Source organism: Rhizobium sp. HT1-10 (assembly GCF_049472505.1).
In the GTDB taxonomy this organism is placed as follows: domain Bacteria; phylum Pseudomonadota; class Alphaproteobacteria; order Rhizobiales; family Rhizobiaceae; genus Rhizobium.
In genome coordinates this window covers 281,471-300,252 of record NZ_JBCEBQ010000003.1, presented here as the reverse complement: position 1 = coordinate 300,252, position 18,782 = coordinate 281,471, and the positions used below count along the sequence as shown (strand labels likewise).

The window sequence follows — 18,782 nt, the reverse complement described above, 5'->3', positions numbered from 1 at the left end:
TAAACCTTAGTTGAGCGAACGATCTATTTCGAGTTTGAGCCTCTGCATGGGAGGTGCCGCTGCGGAGGCTGCGGGGCAGAGGCTGTGTCAGCGCTGGTTAGGTGGGCGACAGACCGACCGGGATCCTGCGGTGATCGAAGGTAACGGGAGACGCATGACGAGGAAGCGCGTCCCCGCGTGGCTTCCCTCCGGCTCGGGTGGAGCACGGGACGGTTCTGGTGATCGAGAACTCTTGGGGGCGGTGACCGCAATGGATTACGTGTTTGCGGCGCCTACCCCCCTCTGTCCCTCCGGGACATCTCCCCCACAAGGGGGGAGATTGGCCGAGAGCCTTGAGCCCACAAGGGAAAAGAACGATCTCCCCCCTTGTGGGGGAGATCCCTTCTCCCCTCGGGGAGAAGGTGCCCGAAGGGCGGATGAGGGGGTAAGGCCCGCTGCCATCAGCCGCTGTGGTTGACGGCCGCCTTGACGCGGCCGGAGAGCAGGCCGAAGCCGTCGATGATGGCTTCCTGGTTTTCCATCCGGGAGATTTCCAGCTGGATCTCGTTGAGCGCCCGCATGAGCTGGTCGATGCCGTCCTCGGAGCCTGCCTCCGTGGCATCGGCGATCTCGCGCTCCAGTTCGATCTTCTGCCAGCGCAGCGCCTTGGTGCGCTTGTGCAGGCCGAGCGCCTGGCGGTAGCCCTCGCGGGCATCCTCGACGGCCGCCTCCTCGGTGGCGGTCCACAGCCGCGCATTGCGCACCTGCTGGTCCAGGCCCTTGATCAGTGCCGCAAAGCCCTGCGCTTCCAGCCGCTCGACCAGATGCTCGCGGGTCAGGTGCGGGCCGGCAAGCGCTGCCGCCGTGCCGAGCATGGCCGACCACAGGCGCTGCAGGTCGCGGTTGTCGTAGTCGATCGAGGCGATCTCGTCATATTCGTCCTGCAGCAGCAGGGGATGGTTGACGATGGTGAGCGCCAGCACGCTTTCGCGCAAGGCCGGCGTGGCGCTGTGGCCGCGCACCATGCCCGAGCCGGTCAAGCGGTTGGAAATGGCATTCGGCGCCTTGGTGCTGACGGGGCCGTTGCCGCGCGGATCGTTGCGTCCGGCCCGGCTGCCGCTGGCGTTGCCGCTCCTGAAATTGCGGCCCTGCTGGTTGCCGCCATTGCGAAACTGCGGCTGGAAGAACGCGTTCAGCCTGTCGCGGATGTCCTGCTGGTAATGGCGGCGGACATTTTCGTCGGCAATGACGGTCACCATCTGCTTCAGCCGCGCCTCGAGCTCGGCCCGGCTTTCCGGCGTGTCGAACTTGCCGCTCGAGACCTCGCGGCCCCAGACCATCTCGGCCAGCGGCCGCGCCTGCGCCATCACCTTGTCGAACGGCGCTCTTCCCTCGTGGCGCACCATGTCGTCGGGGTCCTTGCCATCCGGCAGCATGGCAAAGCGTACGGAATAGCCGGGCTTCAGCCGCGGCAAGGCGAGATCGACGCCCCGGTTGGCGGCGCGGATGCCGGCGGCATCGCCGTCGAAGCACAGCACCGGCTGCGGCGTCATGCGCCAGAGCAGCTCCAGCTGGTTCTCGGTGAGCGCCGTGCCGAGCGGCGCCACGGCATTCTCGACGCCCGCCTGGTGCAGCGCGATGACGTCCATGTAGCCTTCGACGGCAATGATCGTGCCGGTGCCATCGGCGCCCTGGCTGGCGCGCCGGGCGCGGTTGAAATTGTAGAGCACGTTGCCCTTGTGGAAGAGCTCGGTCTCGTTGGAGTTCAGGTATTTCGCCGGCGCATCCGGAGCCATGGCGCGGCCGCCAAAGGCAATCACCTTGTCGCGCGACGACAGGATCGGAAACATGATGCGATCGCGGAACCGGTCGTAGGCAACGGGGATGTCAGGGCCATGGACGACGAGCCCACAGGCCTCGATCTGGTCCTTGGGCACGTTCTTCGATGCCAGATATTCCTTCAGCGCATTGCGGCTGTCGAGCGCAAAGCCGAGCCGGAAGGTCTCGATGGTGCGGCCCGTCAGGCCACGGTCGCGCAGATAGGCCCGCGCCCGCGCACCGCTGGCCGTCTGCAGCTGATCCTGGAAATACTGGGTCGCCATCTCCATCACGTCGAGCAGCGAGGTCTGCTCGCGCTGGCGCTTCTCGGCCACCGGATCGGCCGCCGGCATGGCGATGCCGGCCATGTCCGCCACCTGCTGCACGGCCTCGGGAAAGCTCAAGCCCTCGAGGTCGGTGAGAAAACGGAAATGGTCGCCGGTGACGCCGCAGCCGAAGCAATGGTAGCGGCCCTTGCGGTCCTCGCAGTGGAAGCTCGGCGATTTCTCGCCATGGAAGGGGCAGCAGGCCCAGTAGTCGGCCCGCGACACGTTGGTCTTGCGCTTGTCCCAGCTGACGCGCCGCGCAATCACGTCCGATATCGGAACGCGGTCGCGGATCTCGTCAAGAAAGGTCGGGGAAAATCGCATGGACACCTCTGGCTGATGTTTCTCCTATAGTCCCTAACGTCCGCCATTGCCACGAAACTCGTGGGGGCCGGTCCAGATCCACAGGATTGACAAAGCGGGTGCTGTATATACAATTTGATTTACACGATCTTCGTGTCACCGGCGCATGGTTGGCTGGATGCCATCTGACTTCAGGTCAACGCGATGCAGCCAGTGCAAAGAGAGTTTGAGGGCTTTGAATGGGATGAGAGCAAGCGACTGCTCAACATCGCAAAGCACAGCATCGATTTCATTCGCGCGGCCAACGCCTTGGGACAACCGCACATCGAGATGCCATCCGACAAACAGGGAGAAGTCCGCACGCTTGCCATATGCCCGGATTCGCAGAGGTTGATCGCCGTCGTTTATACAATGCGGGGAAGCATCTGCCGGATCATATCGGCACGCGCGGCTCATAAAAATGAGCGAAGAGCGTATCGTCAGATATACGGCGGATGAGATCCGCAAAAAGATTAGCGATGGTGAGGACCGCACAGACTGGGCGCGCGTCGATGCCATGGCCGACGAGGACATCGAGCGGGCCATGCGCGACGATCCCGATTGGGCTGACTTCATCGACATCGACTGGTCGAAGGCCGAGTGGGTCGTTCCTGTCGCCAAGAAAGCCCTGTCGATCCGGCTCGATCAGGATATCGTCGATTTCTTCCAGGCCAGCGGCAAGGGCTACCAGACCCGGATCAACGCTGTCCTGCGTCACTACATGAGCGAGGAAAAAAAGCGGGGCGCCAAGTAGCTGCGGCACAGGCGCCGAGGCAAGCTTTTTAGGCGCGAAGCGGTTGCCCGCATCCCCGATCACGGCGCATTTACGACCGAAGTTCCCGCGCGAAACATTATTTTTTTGTAATTTGAAAATCGTGCTGCAGCGCAATAGCTTCATTTTACGGACTGGGACATGCCGGCAGAGAGAAACGCTTTGCGACGCGACATGTCCAGACAGCCCTGCCGAACCGGAAGCCGAGGAGAGCTTCCTGTTTAGGAGACTGGCATGCGCATACTGATCGTCCCCTTTGCCGCCGCCGCCATCTTTGCGATGGCCAATTACAGCGCCTCGGCCATGAACGACAGCCAGGCCAACGGCCTCAAATCCTTCGACCAGGCAGTCATGGCCTGGCAGATGGCGCATTACCCCGCGACACAAACGAAGGCCGATACCAACCACTGATTTTCGAATTCCCGTGTGAGACACCATCCCTACCCCCGGCGCGGTCTCACATGGGTGGCTTTGCGATAGACGTCTGATTTTTGGGCCCCACCCTGCGTCATCAGACGGCTGCAAAGTACAAAGGCAGGAGCTCCCCCCAGCTCCTGCCTTTTTTATTGCCTCCAGAACGGCGTGGAATGCCTATTTCAGCAGGTCCTTGAGAATCCCCGAAGCCTTGGCGAAGTCCATCTGGCCGGCATAGCGCTCCTTCAGCACGGCCATCGACTTGCCCATGTCCTTAATGCCGGCAGCGCCGATCTCGGCAATGACCCCGGCGATGATCTCTCGCGCCTTGTCGTCGGACAACTGCTCCGGCATGTAGCCCTGGATGACGGCGATTTCCTCGCGCTCCTTGGCTGCCAGTTCCGGGCGCTTGCCCTCGTCGTAGATCTTCGCCGATTCGTCGCGCTGCTTGATCATCTTGGCAAGGATCTGCAGGATCTCGTCGTCGCTCGCCGCTTCCTTGCCGGTGCCGCGATTGGCGATATCGCGATCCTTGATCGCCGACAGGATCAGCCGCACGGTCGACAGCCGCGCGGCATCCTTGGCGCGCATCGCATCTTTCTGGGCGTTGGCAAGCGTTTCGCGGATCATATTGTCACTCCTTCAACTGGGCCCGCCGCGAAAATCGGCCGGCCCTCATCTGTTTGCATGTCTCTTAGACCATCGGGTCGCGACCGATCAACGCAATTGCGCCGGATGAGCCAGAGATAGATTGACCCGCGGGGCACATTTGGCTATTGACCGGGACCTGCACACACATCGATATCAGGACCTGATAAAGCGCGACCCTTGTCGTGCGCTCCTGTCCGCGAACCAGAATGGCGATTGCGGCCGGCCTTTGCAAGGTTTGGCCAGCGCACGCCGGAAACGGGATGACAATGACCGCGACTGCCCCCTGGACGACCGAACTGCCGACCGCCATGCTGGTCCTTGCCGATGGTACCGTGATCGAGGGCAAGGGCATCGGCGCCACCGGCAAGGTGCAGGCCGAAGTCTGCTTCAATACGGCACTGACCGGCTATGAGGAAATCCTCACCGACCCCTCCTACCTCGGCCAGATCGTCACCTTCACCTTCCCGCACATCGGCAATGTCGGCGCGAACGACGAAGATGTCGAAGACCTGACGCCGGCTGCCCGGCACGGCGCCGTCGGCGTCATCTTCAAGGCCGACATCAGCGATCCGTCCAACTATCGCGCCCTCAAGCATCTCGACGCCTGGCTGAAGGGCCGCGGCATCATCGGCATGTGCGGCATCGATACAAGGGCGCTGACCGCCTGGATCCGCGAGCATGGCGCACCGAATGCCGTCATCGCCCACGATCCATCAGGCACGTTCGACATCGACCAGCTGAAGGCCGATGCCAAGGCCTGGAGCGGCCTCGAAGGCCTCGATCTCGCCAAGGTCGCGACGTCGGGCCAGTCGGCGCAATGGGCGCAGACCCCATGGGTGTGGAACGAAGGCTATGGCGAACTCAGCCCGGATGACGCGAAATACCACGTCGTCTGCCTCGACTACGGCGTCAAGCGCAACATCCTGAGACTGTTTGCGGGCCTCGACTGCAAGGTCACCATCCTGCCGGCCAATGCCTCGAGCGAAGACGTGCTCGGCCTGAAGCCTGATGGCGTCTTCCTGTCGAACGGCCCTGGCGACCCGGCGGCAACAGGCGAATATGCGGTTCCCGTCATCAAGGACCTAATCAAAAGCGACGTGCCGCTGTTCGGCATCTGCCTTGGCCACCAGATGCTCGGTTTGGCACTCGGCGCCAAGACAGAGAAGATGCATCAGGGACACCATGGCGCCAATCACCCGGTCAAGGATCACACGACAGGCAAGGTCGAGATCGTCTCGATGAACCACGGCTTTGCGGTCGACTCCAGCTCGCTGCCGGAAGGCGTTGAAGAGACTCACGTTTCGCTGTTCGACGGGTCGAACTGCGGCCTCAGGCTCTCTGGCAAGCCGGTGTTCTCCGTGCAGCACCACCCGGAAGCCTCCCCCGGCCCGCAGGACAGCCACTATCTCTTCCGCCGCTTCGTCAACATGGTGCGCGAGAAGAAGGGTGAACCGGCACTCGCCGAACGCTGATCAAGACCTAAATTCAACGATCGAAGCCCCGGCTGATAATCAGTCCGGGGCTTTTTCTATGTCGGCCAAAGGGATAGTCGCGTTTTCCCACCTGCAGCGCGGCATCAGCGAATGCCCAGCGCCAAAGCGTTGTGACGAGCCTTCCGTTATCAGCCTAAAGCCCGAAGTCAGGCCGGAATTTTCCTGGCGTCCTCTGCCCGCACCAACAGATAGAACCGCGCGCACAGCATGATCGCTGCGGCGGCCAGTCCGATGAGGAAGCCGAGCCAGATGCCGACCCCGCCGAGGCCCAACGGAAAGGCCAGCACCCAGGCCAGCAGGAAGCCGATCGGCCAGTAAGCAACGAGCGCGATGATCATCGGCACGCGCGCATCCTTCAGCCCGCGCAGCAGGCCGCTGGCAATCGCCTGCAATCCGTCGACCAGCTGGAAAATCCCGGCGACGACGATCAGCGGCGCAGCATAGGCCAGCACCTGCGGCGCTTCCGGGGAACGAATATCGAGAAACCAGCTGCCGAAGTATTCCGGCATGGTGGCGAACAGAATGCCGCCTGTGACGGAGAGCGAGCAGGCGAGAATGAGGACGGTGATCGCGGCGCGTACCACGCCGGCCCGGTCGCCGCGTCCCTGGGCGACACCGACCAGCACCGTCGCTGCCTGCGACAGACCGAGCGGAATCATGAAGGCGATCGAGGCCCATTGCAAAGCAATGCCGTGGGCAGCGAGTTCGATCGTACCGATCCGGCCCATCAGCAGCGAGGCTGCCGTAAACAGGCTGACTTCGGCAAGGATGGTGACGCTGATCGGCAGGCCGAGGCGCACGACATCCCACAGCGCATGCCAGTCCGGCCGCCAGAGACGCACGAAGATCTCGTAGCGGCGGGTCTCGACCTGGCTTTGGACGTAGCCGACGATGAATAGGAAGCCCGCCGTTTGTACCGCGACCGCCACGTATGCCGCTCCGCGCAGGCCCATCGCAGGAAGACCGAAATGGCCGAGCACCAGTCCGTAGGCGAGCAACGCATTCATGACGAGCATTGCGATGGTGACATAAAGTACGATACTGGCGCGCCCGATGGCGCTGACCAGCGAACGAATGACATTGTAGAGCGACGCCGGCAGCAGCGCAAAATGACCGATGGCGATGTAACCGGCGGCGAGCCTTGCCACATCCGGCTTCTGCCCGGCGGCCAGCAGGATGTCCTCAGAATAATAGAACGCCGGCTGCATGACCAGCCAATAGCCCAACGACACCCATAGCCCCATGCGCAGCGAACGGCGGACGCTGATCACGTCGTCGCGACCATAGGCCTGCGCCACCATCGGAATGACGGCGATGGAAAAACCGGAGCCGAAGATCAGGATGGTGAATAGGAACTGCGCAGACAGCACCATGGCCGCCAGCTGCTCGGCACCGAGCCTGCCGACGATCATCACATCCGTGGTGTTGATCCCGAGCTGTGCCAACTGGGCGCCGATGAGCGGCACGCCTAGCATCAACGCGGCGCGAAAATGGGCGGGCCAGGAATTGTCGTTGTCCTGCGCAAAGCGCTGCGCATTCAAAGGCGTATCCATGTCGAGGTCTCATTATTGAAGCGCCAAGGGGCCGGTATGGGCTATCAGGCGTCTGGCGCCTGTTACCTCTAAAATGCCCCGAAAGCCAGCCGGGATGGAAGTTTTGATGAAGATGACGGCAGTTCCGGCAAAATTTGAACAGGAAATAGGCAGATTCCGCGGCTTTTTCCCTTGGCCGCAGATGCCATCCTTCCGCACACGCGCATGCGAGTGCTGGTCTACCCCTGCCCGACCCGCCTTTGGTCCGCCTTCAGAAAATCAATGAAGGCGCGCAGTGGTGCCGGCATGTGCTTGCGGCTGGCGTAGTAGAGATAGGGGCCAGGAAAGCGGCTGACCCATTCATCGAGGATCAGCACCAGCGCGCCGCTTCTGACCGCTGGGGCCACGATCTCGTCGAAACACCGCAAAACGCCCAAGCCGCTGATCGCAGCACCAACCTCGATCTCCAGCGAATCCGTAATCAGCGATGCTGGAGGCGAAAGCTCTATTGTCTCGCTGCCGCGCTCGAACTCCCAGACGCTGATGGAGCGGCTGACAAAGCGATGGCGAATGCAGCGGTGCTCCAGGAGGTCTCTCGGATGCCGGGGCGTGCCCATGGCTTCAAGATAGGAAGGGGCTGCCGCGGTGACATATCGCTGCTCGCGCGGCCCGAGCGGCACGGCAATCATGTCCTGCTCCAGGCGCTCACCGTAGCGCACCCCGGCATCGAAGCCAGCTGCCAGAACATCGATAAAGCTGTCGTCGGCCGCCACCTCCAGACGGATATCCGGATAGAGCACCATGAAACGGCCAAGCAGATCAGGCAGAACATAGCGCGCAACGATCGATGGCACGTTCAGCTTCAGCGTACCGGCCGGATTGCTGTCCGAGGAGTTGATCTGGTCCAGTGCAGCTGCAACATCGTTGAAAGCGGGCGCCAGCCGATCCATCAGCCGCTCGCCGGCATCCGTCGGCGTCACGCTGCGGGTCGTGCGATTGAGCAGCCTCAGCCCGAGTTTCTCTTCGAGCCGACGCACCGCCTCGCTCAGGGCCGATGGAGAGACATTGCCCTTTCGGGCCGCAGCCCGGAAACTGCGCTCCCGCGCCACGGCATGGAAGGCAGCGAGATCACCCAGCGGCAGATCATCCATTGTGCAAAATTCCGTACTGCCTCTTTTCCCATATACGGATTATCGCACAATGGGACGGCGAGCAAATGGCGTGTATGCCGGCATGCAGCATCCAAGCGGACAGAGGTCAGCTTCAAACAAGACTCGGTTGGCATTGAGTTTGGGGGGCATGACCTTCCATGACAGCGTATTCTGAAAGCCTACTTATGAACCAGTACCTCGCCCCATCCGCCGCGCATCCGTCCCCCTTGCCGGCACTCCTCGGCCGGACGGCGGAACTGCTGGGTAGCGGTGCGTACGACACGGCGATCGACCTCCTCTTGTCGGAGCGACAGCTCGTTCGCGGCGAACCCATGGCCTGCAACACGCTGGCCTACCTCCTGATACAGGTCGAGCGGCCGCAAGAATCCATCGACTGGTTCGAGACATGCCTTCGCCTCCGCCCCGACGACATGCAGGCGTTGACGGGTCTTGCCATCGCATTGCGCTCGACCGGCGACGCCGAACAGGCGCTACGATGCTATGACCGCGCGATTGCCCTGCGGCCCGATGACGCGATGCTGTGGTATAAGCGCGGCGCGCTGCAGGCCGATCTGCGACGACTGCCGGAGGCTCTGTCGAGCCTGGACCGTTCGCTCGCCCTGAAGGGCGATCACGTCGAGGCTTTCGTCAAGCGCAGCCATGTTCTGGAAGCCCTGGGGGATATGCCGAGCGCGACCGATTCCGCCGCCCGTGCCTGCCTGCTTGAGCCAGGCGAAGCCTCCCACTGGTCGGCACTGGGCGACCTGCTGCAAAAGAACGGCGACCTCAACCAGTCCATCGCTGCTTACGAGCGGGCTTTGACGATATCATCCGAGGATGCCGCCTGCCTGGCGAACCTCGGCGGAGCGCTGAAACTGGCCGGACGGCCGGAGGAAGCGTTGGAGCGCGGTCGGGCGGCCCTTGCTATCGAACCCGGCAACCAGCAGGCCCTACTCCTCTGCGGCGGCCTCGAAATCCATTTTGGCCGCGCTGAGGCCGCCCGGGACAACTTCCTAGGTGCGGCGCAAGGCGGCATTGCTTGCAGCTATCCGGCAAAGGTTCAACCGGCGGATTTCAAGGCGTTGATGCTGTTTTCACCGTTCGCCGGAAACACGCCCTACGAGGACCTGATCAGCGATGCCCGTTTCGATTCAAACCTCGTCATCGTTCTAGAGAACCATCGGTATGACACGGCGGCCTTGACCGAAGCCGCGGACGTCGTCGTCAACCTGATCTCGGACGCCGATCTCGGCTTGCAGATGATCGGCTCTCTGGGCGAGCTCGTCGCCTCCCTGCGCAAGCCGGTCGTCAATCATCCATCCCTGATCATCGCGACGGACCGCCAGACGATGTCCAGACGGCTCGCAACTGTTCCGGGTGTCGTTATGCCAAAGACGCTGCGCATCGACGCGCCGGAATTGCTGCGAAGGTTGAATGGTGGCGAAAGTCACCCCTTCCCCCTGATCATCCGCCACGCCGGCACCCATGGCGGCGAAAAGATGGAGGTCGTATCTGGTCCGGATGAGATGCGCGACTTCGCCCAACAGGCAGGCGACCACCCGCTCTACCTCACGGATTTCGTCGATTACCGGTCGGCCGACGGCTTCTTCCGAAAATACCGGCTCATCTTCGTCGGCGCGGCAATCTTCCCCTACCACCTGGCGATCGGCGATAGCTGGAAAGTCCACCACATCTCGACCCGCATGGGCGAGTTGCAATGGATGCGCGACGAAGAGAAGGCCTTTCTCGAAGAGCCTGGCCGCTTCTTCAGCACAGAGGCCATGGCAGCCCTCGACATGATAAGGCGGATCGTCAATCTCGATTATTTCGGCATTGACTGCTCCGTCGACGCCAACGGCAAGGTCATCGTCTTCGAAGTCAACGCTACCATGCTGATTCACCTCCACAACGAAGGCTTCGAGTACAAGACGCCGCACGTCATCAAGATCAAGGCTGCCTTCGAGCAACTTTTGCGCAAGCGCGCGAGCGACGTTTCGGCAGCCTAGCCAGGCGCGCGATCGCTCTGTAGTTCGCTCTTGCGTTCCGCGACCAGGTCGCGGACGCGGTCCGCAATCTTAGGATCGACGGGATTGTAGACGAGCAGGCTCAGATCCGGCCGCCCTTCGACCGAGAAGGCCGAGTACTCCATCTCGAACGTGCCGAGAAGCGGATGATGCAGGCGCTTCAGGCCATCCCCATGAACCTTGACATCGTTTTCCAACCATAGCGCTTCGAATTCGGGGCTGGCGAGACGAAGCTCGGCAACCAGATCCGCCACCTCGGACACCGCTCCCGCCCGAGCCGCGTCGGCGCGAAATGCGGCGACGACAATGCGCGCCACGTCCTCCCATCCGTCCTGCCTCGCCCTGATGGCGGGGTTGCGGAATATCAGTCGCAGGATATTGCGCTGCTCTTCCGGCAAGGTGCCGTAGTCGGTGAGGACGACGGCCGCAGCCTGGTTCCAGGCGACCACCTGCCAGGTGGGCGTCCTGACGATGGCCGGACTGGATTCCAGTTTATCGAGCAGCCGTTGAAGACGGGGAGAGACACCATCGACCGGTTTGTAGCGCACCTCGGGCGGCCGTCCGAGGCCCAGCATGAACAGATGCTCGCGCTCCGGCTCCGTCAGCATCAACCCGCTGGCGATGCGGTTCAGCACGTCAGCCGAGGGCGCGCCACCGCGTCCCTGCTCCAGCCATGTGTACCATGTCGGGCTGATATTGGCCCGTTGCGCCACTTCCTCCCGGCGCAGGCCCGGCGTTCTCCGACGCCCCCCAAAACCGAAAGCAGTGGGATCGAGGCGGGTGCGGCGATCCTTCAAAAATGCGGCCAATGTGCCCGCGGCATTCATCGCCATGATGATCCTATTAGAGCTTATACCAGGATAAGGTCACTACTTTAACAGAATAGACGCTTGATCGATAGTGGGGTCTCAACAAGGAGAATGAAAATGCGTGTATTCCTCACCGGCGCGACCGGCTTCATCGGCTCGGCTGTGGTGCCCGAACTCCTCAAGGCAGGCCACGAGGTGGTCGGCATGACGCGATCCGATGCAGGCGCGGAAGCGCTCACCGCAGCGGGCGCCAGGGTGCACCGCGGCACGCTCGAGGACGTCGACAGCCTGCGTCGCGGGGCGGCAGAAGCAGATGGCGTCATCCACGTCGCCTTCGACCACGATTTCTCGCGGTTCGTTGAAAATTGCGAAAAAGACCGGCGCGCCATCGCCGCCCTGGGGTCGGCTCTCACCGGCTCGAACCGGCCGATGATCATCACCTCTGGCACCGGCATGGGCAGCCGGGGCCATGGTAAGCCCGCGACGGAGGATGTCTTCGATGCTAGCCATCCGAACCCGCGTATCGCCTCCGAGCTTGCCGGCCAGACGCTGCTCGAGATGGGCATCAATCTTTCGGTGGTGCGCCTGCCGCAGGTGCACAACACGCTTAAGCAGGGGCTGATCACCCCGCTGATCGACATCGCGCGGCAAAAGGGCGTATCGGCCTATCTCGGAGAGGGTCTCAACCGTTGGCCGGCTGGCCACCTGCTCGACGTGGCGCGCCTCTACCGACTGGCCCTTGAAAGGGCCGAGCCCGGCGCCCGCTACAATGCCGTTGGCGAAGAGGGCATCGAAAGCCGCGCCATTGCCGAAGCCCTCGGGCGAGGCCTCAACCTTCCCGTTGTCTCGGTCTCGCCGGAGCAGGCATCGGAACATTTCGGCTGGATGGCAATGTTTGTCGGCATGAACATGAGCGCCTCTAGCGCCGCCACCCAGACAAAGCTCGGCTGGCACCCGACAGGCCCGTCATTGCTCGCCGACCTAAATGCGATGAGTTACGCGATATAAGATAAAATGGCATTGCGGGCACAGCCCGCAATGCCACGAGAGTTGTCACAGCCGGGCTTGCAACAGAGCCCGGCCCCGCCGAGGAAGCTGATTAGACAGGGTTCGAGAACGTGTCACAGGATGTCAGCTTGCCACTGTCGAAGCCCTGCTTGAACCATTTGACGCGCTGCGCCGAGGTGCCATGGTTGAAGCTGTCGGGGACGACATAGCCCTGGCTCTTCTTCTGCAGCGTATCGTCGCCGATCTGCTGGGCGGCATTCAGCGCTTCTTCAAGATCGCCACTGTCGAGAATGCCCTTCTGCTGGGTAAACTTGCCCCAGATCCCGGCGAAGCAATCGGCTTGCAGTTCGATCCGGACCGACATCTTGTTGCTGTCGACCTCGTTCATCTGGCTGCGGGCCTGATCGGCCTTGGGCAGGATGCCAAGCAGGTTCTGCACGTGATGACCGACCTCGTGGGCCACCACATAGGCCTGGGCGAAATCGCCTGACGCGCTGAACTTGTCCTTCATCTCCTCGAAAAAGCCCATGTCGAGGTAGATCTTGCGGTCGCTCGGGCAATAGAAGGGTCCTGAAGCCGTCGATGCGAGACCGCAGCCGGAGTTCAGCCGGTTGGTGAACAGCACCAGTTTCGGATCCTCGTAGGTCTTGCCCATCGACTTGAAGATACCGCCCCAGGTGTCCTCCGTCTCGGCAAGCACCGTCGCCACGAAGGCCTTGGTTTCGTCATCGGCCGCATTGCGGGGCGCCGAACTGCTCTGCTCATAGTTGGAACCGGTATTGCCGCTGGTATCGCCCTGCCCAAGGATCTGCAGCATATCGATGCCCATCGCCTTGAGGATCAGGTAGAGCACCACCAGAACGACGATCGTTCCAATGCTGAGCCCGCCGCCGCCTCGCCGCATGCCGCCGCCCGGAAAATTGAAGCCGCCGCTGCCACCGAGCGGTCCCGTGCCGCCGGAAGAGCCACGCTCATCCTCGATATTGTCGGACTGTCGACGTCCCTTCCATTCCATGACCTGTCTCCCCGGCTGCGCTGGCGCATATTTCGTTAGACCCTATATATCCGCCGGAGCAACAATAACCAGTCGAGGGCGCAATATCGCCCGTCAGCTGGTGCCGCGCGGCTTTCCGCTGAAAAGAAACCAGCCGAGCAGCGCCGCCGTTGCAACCAGCAGCAGGAGCGGCAGGGTCTCACGGCCGGTGAAGATCACCTCATTCATGATCCGGTGCGGCAGTAGGGTAAAGCCGCCGGCAATGCCGATGCCGCCGAAGTAGAGCCCGGTGACGGCCCGTCGATGACGATCGATGTCGTGTCGGCGGGCGGCAAGGATTGCCTGGGCACAGGCTACCAACACAAAGATGGACAGAAGATGGATCGGGCTGAAGCCGTGAAAGACATTCAGCTCGTGGATAAAGAAACTCGAGATCGCCGTCACGACCATCAGCGCCAACCAGATCTTTCCGAGAAGCCGATGCACCGGCGTTCCCTTCGCACGCAGCAGCAGGTAGGCGCCGAGCAGTGCCGATGACAGCACGGCGACCACATGGATCTTGATGGCAGGCGATGCCGAGAGCAGCGGTTCGAGGGTCATGCACAACACCTGGATGGGGCACGCAGAGCCGGTGCCATCTCGCCGATCATACCGTCGATCGCGGCGGAGTCGAGAGCCGGCGCGAGGGCTGTTTCCGTTGAATACCGGATCGCGCGGCTTGACGCGAAGGCAGTTTTATCGCCCCTTGCATCCGAGCGAACAGACTCTGGGAGGAGACCGCAATGCAGGCCATACGCCTTGACGCAATCGGACAGCTTTCGGTCGGCGAGGTCGCCAAACCGGTGCCGGGATCAGGCGAGTTGCTCGTGCGCGTCGAATCCTGCGGCATCTGTGGTACCGACCGGCACATATTGCACGGTGAGTTTCCCTCGACTCCCCCGGTCACCCTCGGCCACGAATTCTCAGGCATCGTCGAGGCTGTGGGCCCGGATACATCGGGCTTCTCGGTCGGCATGCGCGTCACCTGCGATCCGAACATCTCCTGCGGCCTCTGCAGCCAGTGCCGCAGCGGCCGCGTCAACCTGTGCGAAAGGCTGCAGGCAATCGGCATTCATCGCGACGGCGGCTTTGCCGACTATGCGATCCTGCCGGTCACACAGGCCTTCGAACTCCCCCTCGACCTCGACCCCCTGCACGGTGCCTTCTGCGAGCCGCTCGCCTGCTGCCTGCATGGAGTCGACATGGCAAAGATTGAGACGGGCGCCTCGGTGGTCGTTCTCGGCGGCGGCGTCATCGGCCTGTTGGTCGTGCAGCTGGCGCGACTGGCCGGCGCGACGCGCGTCGTGCTCGTCACCCGCCAGGCCGAAAAGCGCGCGCTGGCCGAACGCCTCGGCGCGACCGCAACGCTCGATCCGGGCGCTGGCGAGCCTATTGCCGCGATTTGCGGACCCGACGGCCTGTTGCCTGGCGGTGCCGACGTGGTGTTCGAATGCGCCGGTGTCGCCGAGACCGTTCGGCAATCGCCGCGGATGGCAAAAAGCGGCGGCACTGTCGTCATTCTCGGCGTCATGCCGCAAGGCGAGACCGTCGCCATCGAACCCTTCGACCTCCTGTTCCGCGAATTGAAGTTCATCGGCTCCTTCATCAACCCCTTCACCCATCGCCGCGCCGCCGATCTGATCGCCTCCGGTGCCATCGATGTCGCCCCGCTGATCTCGCGCGTGGTTGGCCTAGACGAGGGTGCGCAATCCATTCGCCACCCTGCCCGTCCCGGCGAAATCCGCGTGCTTGTCGTCCCCCAATCGACAGCCCCCTGAAGAAGGACCGGGAATCCTGTCGATTGCGCGATTTATGGGGTTCCGTTTGCAAAAACATTTGCCTATAAGCCGCTTCTAGCCTTTTGAGATGCAGAGCGCGCGCCCGGCCGGTGGACACACCTGGCTGGCTATTGGCGCACGCGGAAAAATGGATAGTTGATATGCCGAAGCGCGAAGACATAAAATCGATCCTCATCATCGGCGCGGGGCCGATCGTCATCGGTCAGGCATGCGAGTTCGACTATTCCGGCACTCAGGCCTGCAAGGCGCTGAAGGAGGAAGGCTACCGCGTCATCCTCGTCAACTCCAATCCGGCCACCATCATGACCGACCCGGATCTGGCCGACGCCACCTATGTCGAGCCGATCACCCCTGAGGTCGTCGCCAAGATCATCGCCAAGGAGCGCCCCGATGCGCTGCTGCCGACCATGGGCGGCCAGACCGCGCTCAACACGGCCCTGTCGCTGAAGCGCATGGGCGTGCTCGACCGCTACAATGTCGAAATGATCGGCGCCAAGCCGGCTGCCATCGACATGGCCGAGGATCGCGCGCTGTTCCGCGAAGCCATGGCCCGCATCGGCCTCGAAACACCGAAATCGCTGCTGGCCAACGCCACCGACATCAAGGAACTCGACCGCAACAGCCATGAGACGGCCCGCGACGCAGTCAAGGCACGGCTTTCCGGCGCCGAGCTTGACACCGCGCTTGACGATCTCGAGAACACCTGGAACCTCGGCGAAACCGACCGCAAGCAGCGCTACATGAGCCACGCCATGGCGCTGGCAGCCCAGGCGATCGACGTCGTCGGCCTGCCCGCCATCATCCGCCCGTCCTTCACCATGGGCGGCACCGGCGGCGGCATTGCCTACAACCGCTCCGAATTCTTCGAGATCGTCGGCTCCGGCCTCGACGCCTCGCCGACCACGGAAGTGCTGATCGAGGAATCGGTGCTCGGCTGGAAGGAATATGAAATGGAAGTCGTCCGCGACAAGGCGGACAACTGCATCATCATCTGCTCGATCGAGAACATCGACCCGATGGGAGTCCACACCGGCGATTCGATCACCGTCGCGCCTGCCCTGACGCTGACCGACAAAGAATACCAGATGATGCGCAACGCCTCGATCGCCGTGCTGCGCGAGATCGGCGTCGAGACCGGCGGCTCGAACGTGCAGTTCGCCGTCAACCCGGCCGACGGTCGCCTCGTCGTCATCGAGATGAACCCGCGCGTGTCGCGCTCCTCGGCGCTGGCCTCCAAGGCGACCGGCTTCCCGATCGCCCGCGTCGCTGCCAAGCTTGCCGTCGGCTACACCCTCGACGAACTCGACAACGACATCACGGGCGGCGCGACGCCCGCGTCCTTCGAGCCGTCGATCGATTACGTCGTCACCAAGATCCCGCGCTTTGCCTTCGAGAAATTCCCCGGCGCCTCGCCCGTCCTGACGACCGCGATGAAGTCGGTCGGCGAAGTCATGGCAATCGGCCGTACCTTTGCCGAATCGCTGCAGAAGGCGCTGCGCGGCCTTGAAACCGGCCTCACCGGCCTCGACGAGATCGAGATCCCCGGTACCGAGGAAGGCGAAGGCAGCCGCAACGCCATCCGCGCCGCCATCGGCACGCCGACGCCGGACCGCCTGCGCATGGTCGCCCAGGCGCTCCGCATGGGCATGAGCGCCGAAGAGGTGCACGAAGGCTGCAAGATCGACCCCTGGTTCATCGCCCAGCTGAAGGCCATCGTCGACATGGAAGCCCGCGTCCGCGAACACGGCCTGCCGGACGATGCCGTCAACCTGCGCATGCTGAAGGCCATGGGCTTTTCCGACGCGCGTCTGGCCACCCTTTCCGGCAAGCGGCCGAAGGAAGTCGCGGAAAAGCGCAACGCTCTCAACGTCCGTCCGGTGTTCAAGCGGATCGACACCTGCGCCGCCGAATTCGCCTCGCCGACCGCCTACATGTATTCGAGCTACGAGACGCCCTTCGTCGGCGAAGCGCGCTCCGAAGCCAATGTGACGTCGGCCAAGAAGGTCGTCATCCTCGGCGGCGGTCCGAACCGCATCGGCCAGGGCATCGAGTTCGACTATTGCTGCTGCCACGCCGCCTTCGCGCTGCAGGATGCCGGCTATGAAGCGATCATGATCAACTGCAACCCGGAAACCGTGTCGACCGACTACGACACCTCGAACCGGCTCTATTTCGAGCCGCTGACGGCCGAGGACGTGATCGAAATCCTGCGCGCCGAGCAGGAAAGCGGCGAAGTCGTCGGCGTCATCGTCCAGTTCGGCGGCCAGACGCCGCTGAAGCTGGCCGAAGCGCTGGAAAAGAACGGCATCCCGATCCTGGGTACAGCACCTGACATGATCGATCTCGCCGAAGACCGCGACCGCTTCCAGAAGCTCTTGATGAAGCTCGACCTCAACCAGCCGAACAACGGCATCGCCTATTCGGTCGAGCAGGCCCGCGTCGTCGCTTCGGAAATCGGCTTCCCGCTGGTGGTCCGCCCGTCCTACGTGCTCGGCGGCCGCGCCATGCAGATCATCCATTCGGAATCGATGCTGCAGACCTACCTGCTCGACACCGTTCCGGGCCTGGTGCCCGAGGATATCAAGCAGCGCTATCCGAACGACAAGACCGGCCAGATCAACACGCTGCTCAGCAAGAACCCGCTGCTGTTCGACAGCTACCTGTCGAATGCCATCGAGATCGACGTCGATTGCCTGGCCGATGGCGAAAATGCCTTCATTGCCGGCATCATGGAACATATCGAGGAAGCCGGCATCCACTCCGGCGACAGCGCCTGCTCGCTGCCTCCACGTACGCTCTCCTCCGAAATGATCGACGAGCTGGAACGCCAGACCAAGGCGATGGCCAAGGCGCTGAACGTCGTCGGCCTGATGAACGTCCAGTTCGCCATCAAGGACGGCACCGTTTACGTGCTCGAAGTCAATCCGCGCGCCTCGCGCACCGTGCCCTTCGTCGCCAAGGCAATCGGCGCACCGATTGCCAAGGTCGCTGCCCGCGTCATGGCCGGCGAGAGCCTCGATGCCGCCTTCGCCGCCTATGGCAAGAAGCCCGACCCGCGCAACCTGAAGCACATCGCCGTCAAGGAAGCCGTGTTCCCCTTCGCCCGCTTCCCGGGCGTCGACACGCTGCTGGGCCCCGAAATGCGCTCGACCGGTGAAGTCATCGGCCTCGACACCGATTTCGCGCTCGCCTTCGCCAAGGCGCAGCTCGGCGCCGGCGTCGAGCTGCCGCGCGGCGGCACCGTCTTCGTGGCCGTGCGCGACGAAGACAAGCCGCGCGTCCTGCCGGCGATCAACATGCTGGTCGAACAGGGCTTCAAAGTCATGGCCACAGGCGGCACCGCCCGCTTCCTCGCCGAACACGGCATCGCCACGACCAAGATCAACAAGGTTCTGGAAGGCCGCCCCCATATCGAGGACGCCATCCGCAATCGCCAGGTGCAGCTCGTCATCAACACGACGGATAGCAACAAGGCGATCTCGGACTCCAAGTCGATCCGCCGCGCAACGCTGATGCAGAAGGTGCCCTACTACACCACCATGGCCGGCGCCGAAGCCGCCGCCATGGCGATCCAGGCGCTCAAGGCGGGTAATCTCGAAGTCAGGCCGTTGCAGAGCTATTTCGGCTGAAC

General features: G+C 62.8%; 15 protein-coding genes. 8 read left to right on the top strand and 7 right to left on the bottom strand.

Annotated features, from left to right (window positions below):
- Window positions 1–440: 440 nt before the first annotated feature.
- Window positions 441–2,447: a DNA primase gene (gene dnaG, locus VH564_RS10055; protein WP_423339683.1), complete on the bottom strand. Its 2,007-nt coding sequence runs from the start codon at window positions 2,445–2,447 to the stop codon at window positions 441–443.
- Window positions 2,448–2,630: 183 nt separating this feature from the next.
- Between dnaG and VH564_RS10050 the strand changes: the two genes are divergently transcribed.
- From VH564_RS10050 to VH564_RS10040, 3 genes are all read left to right on the top strand, one after another.
- Entirely contained in the window at window positions 2,631–2,924 is a 294-nt protein-coding gene (locus VH564_RS10050) for a BrnT family toxin (RefSeq protein ID WP_423339682.1), read from the top strand.
- Window positions 2,887–3,219, top strand: a complete 333-nt coding sequence (locus VH564_RS10045) for a BrnA antitoxin family protein (protein WP_423339681.1) — start codon at window positions 2,887–2,889, stop codon at window positions 3,217–3,219. Before VH564_RS10050 ends, VH564_RS10045 begins: the two co-directional genes overlap by 38 nt.
- Before the next feature lie 252 nt (window positions 3,220–3,471).
- Window positions 3,472–3,648: a hypothetical protein gene (locus VH564_RS10040; RefSeq protein ID WP_423339680.1), complete on the top strand. Its 177-nt coding sequence runs from the start codon at window positions 3,472–3,474 to the stop codon at window positions 3,646–3,648.
- Window positions 3,649–3,828: 180 nt separating this feature from the next.
- Here the strand turns inward: VH564_RS10040 and VH564_RS10035 are convergent, their stop codons facing one another.
- Window positions 3,829–4,281, bottom strand: a complete 453-nt coding sequence (locus VH564_RS10035) for a GatB/YqeY domain-containing protein (protein WP_423339679.1) — start codon at window positions 4,279–4,281, stop codon at window positions 3,829–3,831.
- A gap of 287 nt (window positions 4,282–4,568) precedes the next feature.
- Here VH564_RS10035 and carA point away from each other — a divergent pair, with 287 nt between their 5' ends.
- Window positions 4,569–5,774, top strand: coding sequence for a glutamine-hydrolyzing carbamoyl-phosphate synthase small subunit (gene carA, locus VH564_RS10030; RefSeq protein ID WP_423339678.1), 1,206 nt, complete (start codon window positions 4,569–4,571; stop codon window positions 5,772–5,774).
- A gap of 167 nt (window positions 5,775–5,941) precedes the next feature.
- Here the strand turns inward: carA and VH564_RS10025 are convergent, their stop codons facing one another.
- Window positions 5,942–7,348, bottom strand: a complete 1,407-nt coding sequence (locus VH564_RS10025; protein WP_423339677.1) for an MATE family efflux transporter — start codon at window positions 7,346–7,348, stop codon at window positions 5,942–5,944.
- Between the two features lie 218 nt (window positions 7,349–7,566).
- Entirely contained in the window at window positions 7,567–8,478 is a 912-nt protein-coding gene (locus tag VH564_RS10020) for a LysR family transcriptional regulator (protein WP_423339676.1), read from the bottom strand.
- Between the two features lie 158 nt (window positions 8,479–8,636).
- Here VH564_RS10020 and VH564_RS10015 point away from each other — a divergent pair, with 158 nt between their 5' ends.
- Window positions 8,637–10,484, top strand: a complete 1,848-nt coding sequence (locus VH564_RS10015) for a tetratricopeptide repeat protein (protein WP_423339675.1) — start codon at window positions 8,637–8,639, stop codon at window positions 10,482–10,484.
- Here VH564_RS10015 and VH564_RS10010 read toward each other — a convergent pair.
- Window positions 10,481–11,335 carry a helix-turn-helix transcriptional regulator gene (locus VH564_RS10010; protein ID WP_423339674.1) on the bottom strand — a complete coding sequence of 285 codons (855 nt, stop codon included), beginning with the start codon at window positions 11,333–11,335 and terminating at the stop codon, window positions 10,481–10,483. The genes VH564_RS10015 and VH564_RS10010 overlap by 4 nt on opposite strands.
- Window positions 11,336–11,428: 93 nt before the next feature.
- Here VH564_RS10010 and VH564_RS10005 point away from each other — a divergent pair, with 93 nt between their 5' ends.
- Window positions 11,429–12,319: an SDR family oxidoreductase gene (locus tag VH564_RS10005; RefSeq protein WP_423339673.1), complete on the top strand. Its 891-nt coding sequence runs from the start codon at window positions 11,429–11,431 to the stop codon at window positions 12,317–12,319.
- 91 nt (window positions 12,320–12,410) lie between these two features.
- Here the strand turns inward: VH564_RS10005 and ypfJ are convergent, their stop codons facing one another.
- Window positions 12,411–13,334: a KPN_02809 family neutral zinc metallopeptidase gene (gene ypfJ / locus VH564_RS10000; RefSeq protein ID WP_423339672.1), complete on the bottom strand. Its 924-nt coding sequence runs from the start codon at window positions 13,332–13,334 to the stop codon at window positions 12,411–12,413.
- Window positions 13,335–13,427: 93 nt separating this feature from the next.
- Window positions 13,428–13,913 carry a DUF2306 domain-containing protein gene (locus tag VH564_RS09995; RefSeq protein ID WP_423339671.1) on the bottom strand — a complete coding sequence of 162 codons (486 nt, stop codon included), beginning with the start codon at window positions 13,911–13,913 and terminating at the stop codon, window positions 13,428–13,430.
- 182 nt (window positions 13,914–14,095) lie between these two features.
- Here VH564_RS09995 and VH564_RS09990 point away from each other — a divergent pair, with 182 nt between their 5' ends.
- On the top strand, window positions 14,096–15,130 hold the full coding sequence (locus tag VH564_RS09990; RefSeq protein WP_423339670.1) for a zinc-dependent alcohol dehydrogenase family protein: 1,035 nt from the start codon (window positions 14,096–14,098) through the stop codon (window positions 15,128–15,130).
- A gap of 161 nt (window positions 15,131–15,291) precedes the next feature.
- A complete protein-coding gene (gene carB / locus VH564_RS09985; RefSeq protein WP_423339669.1) occupies window positions 15,292–18,780 on the top strand; it encodes a carbamoyl-phosphate synthase large subunit in 3,489 nt (1,162 codons plus the stop codon).
- Window positions 18,781–18,782 lie beyond the last annotated feature (2 nt).

Coding starts and splice junctions, on each gene's coding strand:
- VH564_RS09990 (WP_423339670.1), top strand. CDS start 14,096: ATGCAGGCCATACGCCTTGACGCAATCGGACAGCTTTCGGTCGGCGAG.
- VH564_RS10015 (WP_423339675.1), top strand. CDS start 8,637: ATGACAGCGTATTCTGAAAGCCTACTTATGAACCAGTACCTCGCCCCA.
- VH564_RS10025 (WP_423339677.1), bottom strand. CDS start 7,348: ATGGATACGCCTTTGAATGCGCAGCGCTTTGCGCAGGACAACGACAAT.
- ypfJ (WP_423339672.1), bottom strand. CDS start 13,334: ATGGAATGGAAGGGACGTCGACAGTCCGACAATATCGAGGATGAGCGT.
- VH564_RS10010 (WP_423339674.1), bottom strand. CDS start 11,335: ATGGCGATGAATGCCGCGGGCACATTGGCCGCATTTTTGAAGGATCGC.
- VH564_RS10020 (WP_423339676.1), bottom strand. CDS start 8,478: ATGGATGATCTGCCGCTGGGTGATCTCGCTGCCTTCCATGCCGTGGCG.
- VH564_RS10050 (WP_423339682.1), top strand. CDS start 2,631: ATGCAGCCAGTGCAAAGAGAGTTTGAGGGCTTTGAATGGGATGAGAGC.
- carB (WP_423339669.1), top strand. CDS start 15,292: ATGCCGAAGCGCGAAGACATAAAATCGATCCTCATCATCGGCGCGGGG.
- carA (WP_423339678.1), top strand. CDS start 4,569: ATGACCGCGACTGCCCCCTGGACGACCGAACTGCCGACCGCCATGCTG.
- VH564_RS10040 (WP_423339680.1), top strand. CDS start 3,472: ATGCGCATACTGATCGTCCCCTTTGCCGCCGCCGCCATCTTTGCGATG.
- VH564_RS09995 (WP_423339671.1), bottom strand. CDS start 13,913: ATGACCCTCGAACCGCTGCTCTCGGCATCGCCTGCCATCAAGATCCAT.
- VH564_RS10045 (WP_423339681.1), top strand. CDS start 2,887: ATGAGCGAAGAGCGTATCGTCAGATATACGGCGGATGAGATCCGCAAA.
- VH564_RS10005 (WP_423339673.1), top strand. CDS start 11,429: ATGCGTGTATTCCTCACCGGCGCGACCGGCTTCATCGGCTCGGCTGTG.
- VH564_RS10035 (WP_423339679.1), bottom strand. CDS start 4,281: ATGATCCGCGAAACGCTTGCCAACGCCCAGAAAGATGCGATGCGCGCC.
- dnaG (WP_423339683.1), bottom strand. CDS start 2,447: ATGCGATTTTCCCCGACCTTTCTTGACGAGATCCGCGACCGCGTTCCG.